The 3,587-nt window shown below is 65.3% G+C and carries 3 protein-coding genes and 1 pseudogene; 3 read left to right on the top strand and 1 reads right to left on the bottom strand.

Annotated features, from left to right (window positions below):
• On the top strand, nt 1–827 hold an 827-nt coding region (locus EN750_RS23900; protein ID WP_145967866.1), incomplete at its 5' end, for an MFS transporter.
• Nucleotides 828–913: 86 nt separating this feature from the next.
• Complete coding sequence (locus EN750_RS23905; RefSeq protein ID WP_127397839.1) at nt 914–1,969, top strand: succinylglutamate desuccinylase/aspartoacylase family protein; 1,056 nt, start codon at nt 914–916, stop codon at nt 1,967–1,969.
• Nucleotide 1,970: 1 nt separating this feature from the next.
• Here EN750_RS23905 and EN750_RS23910 read toward each other — a convergent pair whose 3' ends face one another.
• Nucleotides 1,971–2,741: an isocitrate lyase/phosphoenolpyruvate mutase family protein gene (locus tag EN750_RS23910; RefSeq protein WP_127273278.1), complete on the bottom strand. Its 771-nt coding sequence runs from the start codon at nt 2,739–2,741 to the stop codon at nt 1,971–1,973.
• 319 nt (nt 2,742–3,060) lie between these two features.
• Between EN750_RS23910 and EN750_RS23915 the strand changes: the two are divergent.
• Nucleotides 3,061–3,587: pseudogene (locus EN750_RS23915) on the top strand (anthranilate synthase component I); the annotation flags it as partial.

A 3,587-nucleotide genomic window follows, 5' to 3' on the forward strand; every position in this document is an offset into this window, starting at 1 on the left:
CCGCCAGCCTGGTACCGCGCAACAAACGGGCCAGCGCCATCGCGCTGATGTTCGCCGGGCTGACGCTGTCCAACATCCTGGGTGTTCCCGCCGGAACCGCACTTGGCGAAGCGTTCGGCTGGCGCTCCACCTTCGTTGCCGTGGTCGGTATCGGCCTGATCTCGGTGGCAGCGATCGCCTGGCTGGTGCCGTCCGATGTCGCCCAGCCAAGCGGTGGCGGCCTGCGCGGCGAGCTGCGCGTGCTGGGCAAGCTGCAGGTCTGGCTGGCCATGCTGATCGCGGCGCTGACCTCCGCAAGCCTGTTCACCGTCTTCACCTACATCAAACCCTACCTCACCGAGGTATCGGGCTTGTCGACCTCGGCAGTCACGTGGGTTCTGCTGCTGTTCGGCGCGGGCATGACCATCGGCAACATTATCGGCGGCAGACTGGCCGACTGGAAACTGATGCCGACAGTGATCGGCACGCTGCTGCTGATGGCCCTGCTTTTCGTTGGCTTCAGGCAGTTCGGCGCAATCGCCAGCGTTGCCGTCGGCATCGTCTTCCTGTGGGGCCTGCTCATCTTCGTCGTCGTGCCGCCGCTGCAGATCCGGGTCGTCGAGGCGGCCTCCGAGGGACCGAACCTCGCCGCCACGCTGAACCAGGGCGCCTTCAATGTCGGCAATGCCAGCGGCGCCTGGATCGGCGGCGTTGCCCTTTCCGCCGGTGTTTCCTATGCCAATTTGCCGCTGGTCGGCGCAGCACTCGCTTTGTTGGCGGTCACCGTCGCCGTGCTGTCGCAGGCGCTGGACCGGCGCGCGCCGGTCATCCCGCTTCCGGCTGAATAGCCTCTTGCGCCCATAGCGCGGCGGGCTGGACCAATCGACATCGGCGCCTTCAAATCGCATGTCTCTCGCTCTTGATGGAGGAAGTCATGCAGAAATCGATCGAGCGCATCGCCGGCGAAAGCGAAGGGGTTTCCTACGAATTCCCGCTGTTCCGCTTCACTGGTTCCGACAAGGCTGCTCCTTCGGCATACCTGCAGGCGGCACTCCATGCCGGCGAGTTGCCGGGCGTCGTCGCCATCGACGCGCTGATGCCGATGCTTGCCAAAGCGGAGGCCGAAGGCCGCATCAAGGGCAATCTCACCGTCGTGCCCTGGGCCAATCCGATCGGCCGGGCGCAATATCATTTCGGCGAGCATCAGGGCCGCTTCCATCTGGGCACGCGCACCAATTTCAACCGCGGCTTTCCGCTGCTCGCCGCGCCCGACACAGCGCTCTTGCCCGACACCACCCTTGGCAGCGTCGACCAGCGGCTGAAGACGCGGCTGGTGCAGCTCTCGCTCGGCCATGACATCGTGCTCGACCTGCACTGCGATGACGAGGGCCTCGCCTACCTCTACGTCCACACCAGCCTGTGGCCTGCCATGGCCGATTGCGCCGCCGCCATGGGCGTCGACGCGGTCGTGCTGTGGAGCGAGGACACCGACGGCACCTTCGAGGGCGCCTCGATCATGCCCTACCAGAACGTCCCCGCCGATGTGGCCAAGCTCGACCGCCGCGTCGCCACCACCGTCGAATATCGCGGCATCCTCGATGTCGACGGTGCCCTGGCCGCCGCCGACGCCGACGGCCTCTACCGGCTGTTGGTGGCGCGCGGCGTGATCGCCGATAGCACCCTGCCCGCGCCGGGTCCTTTCACCGGCTTCGTGGCGCCATTGGAAAACATCGACATGATGCCGGCGCCACGGGCCGGTGCCGTGCTCTACGACGTGAAACCCGGCGACCGCGTCGCCAGGGGCGCGCGCCTCGCCACCATCGTCCATGCACCGGGTGAAGCCGACGGCCGCACCGAGGTGTTCGCGCCGCAGGACGGCATCATCCTGACCCGCCGCTCGCGCCGCATCATCCGCGCCGGCGAGGATCTTCTGAAGCTGGTCGGCGACAGGAAGAGCACCGACGCCCGGTCGGGAACGCTGGAGGACTGACTTAACCCGAAATAGCCAGTCGCGCCTTCGCCTCCAGCCATTCCGCCATCTGCCGGTAAGGCACCGGGCCGTGGCTGATGCGGGCGACGCCGAGTTCGGCCAGCCGCTGGCGCGGCGGCACGTGCCCCAGCGCAATGATGTTGACCGGCAACGCGATTGCCTTGCAAAGCGTCTCGATCAGGTCCTCATCGCCAAGACCCGGCGCAAAGAAGCCGTGTGCGCCGGCTTTTTCGAAGGCCTGCGCGCGCTCGATGGCCTGGTCGAGCAGGACGTCGTCATGCGCATCCGGTTTCGCCTTGAGGAAGATGTCGGTTCGGGCGTTGATGAACGCCGGTATGCCGGAGGCCTTGACGGCCGCTGCCGCAGCTTCGATGCGTTTTACCTGAACAGAAATGTCGTGCAGGCCGGTGCCGCCGACAACCTGGTCTTCGAAATTGAAACCGATAGCGCCGGCCCGTAGCGCCAACGTCACCGTGCGAGCCACAATCTCCGGATCGACGCCGTAGCCGCCCTCGAGGTCCATGGTCACCGGCAGGTCGACGGCAGTGACGATGCGCTTGATGTTGTCGAGCGCCAGCTCCAGCGGGATTTTCTCGCCATCGGCATAGCCGAACGCGGCAGCCACCGGCCAGCTTCCGGTGGCGATCGCCTTGGCGCCCGCTTTCTCGACGATCTTGGCCGAACCCGGATCCCAGACGTTGTAGAGAACGATCGGGTTTCCCTTGACGTGGAGGGAATGGAACGTCCGCGCACGCTCGATCTGCTCGGTCATGGTGTTTTCCCGTCTCCTGCTGTTAGAGGAACAGTCTAAGCGGCACTGTCCGCCCTGGCGATGTGCCATGAGACGCTGAAGCGGCGGCCACCGGACAGGCTTTTCAAATCAGTTGCGCATCCGGTTTTTCGCGGCTATGGATTTTCGCCATGAACATGCGTTCGATCAAGACCATTTGGTGGTGGGCCTGCTGACAGCGGCCTGTTCGAACACGTGCGCGTGAAAAGAGAGGGTGGCCGCAGCGGAAAGTCCGGGCGGCCATTTGTTTTTTCCAAGCCATTCCCGGGTCCGTTGCCCCAAGACGCTGATGGAGACGGCAATGACGATGAAGCTTCTGGAAAACGGCGCGGAAAGTTTCGTGACCGCGGGTGGCATCACCATCACGCGCGCGCGCCACGACCGGCCCTATGCGGGCGCGATCGACGCTTACGTTGACGGCCTGAATTCGCGCCGCGGCGCTGTATTTTCCTCGAACTATGAATATCCCGGCCGCTACACGCGCTGGGACACCGCCATCATCGATCCGCCACTGGTCGTCTCGGCGCGCGGCCGTGCCATGCGCATCGAGGCGCTGAACCGCCGTGGCGAGGCGCTGCTGCCGGTCATCGGCAAGGCGCTCGCCAGCCAGGCGGATGTCACCATCGCCGAGACGTCGAAGACACTCATCCGCCTCGATGTCGCCAAGCCCGGCCGTGTCTTCACCGAGGAGGAGCGCAGCCGCGTCCCTTCAGTCTTCACGGTGCTGCGCGCCATCACCGCTCTGTTCAGGACCGAGGAAGACGCCAATCTCGGTCTTTACGGCGCTTTCGGCTACGACCTCGCCTTCCAGTTCGACCCGGTCGACTA

Origin of the sequence: Mesorhizobium sp. M7A.F.Ca.ET.027.03.2.1 (assembly GCF_003999175.1) — a bacterium.
Taxonomy (GTDB): domain Bacteria; phylum Pseudomonadota; class Alphaproteobacteria; order Rhizobiales; family Rhizobiaceae; genus Mesorhizobium.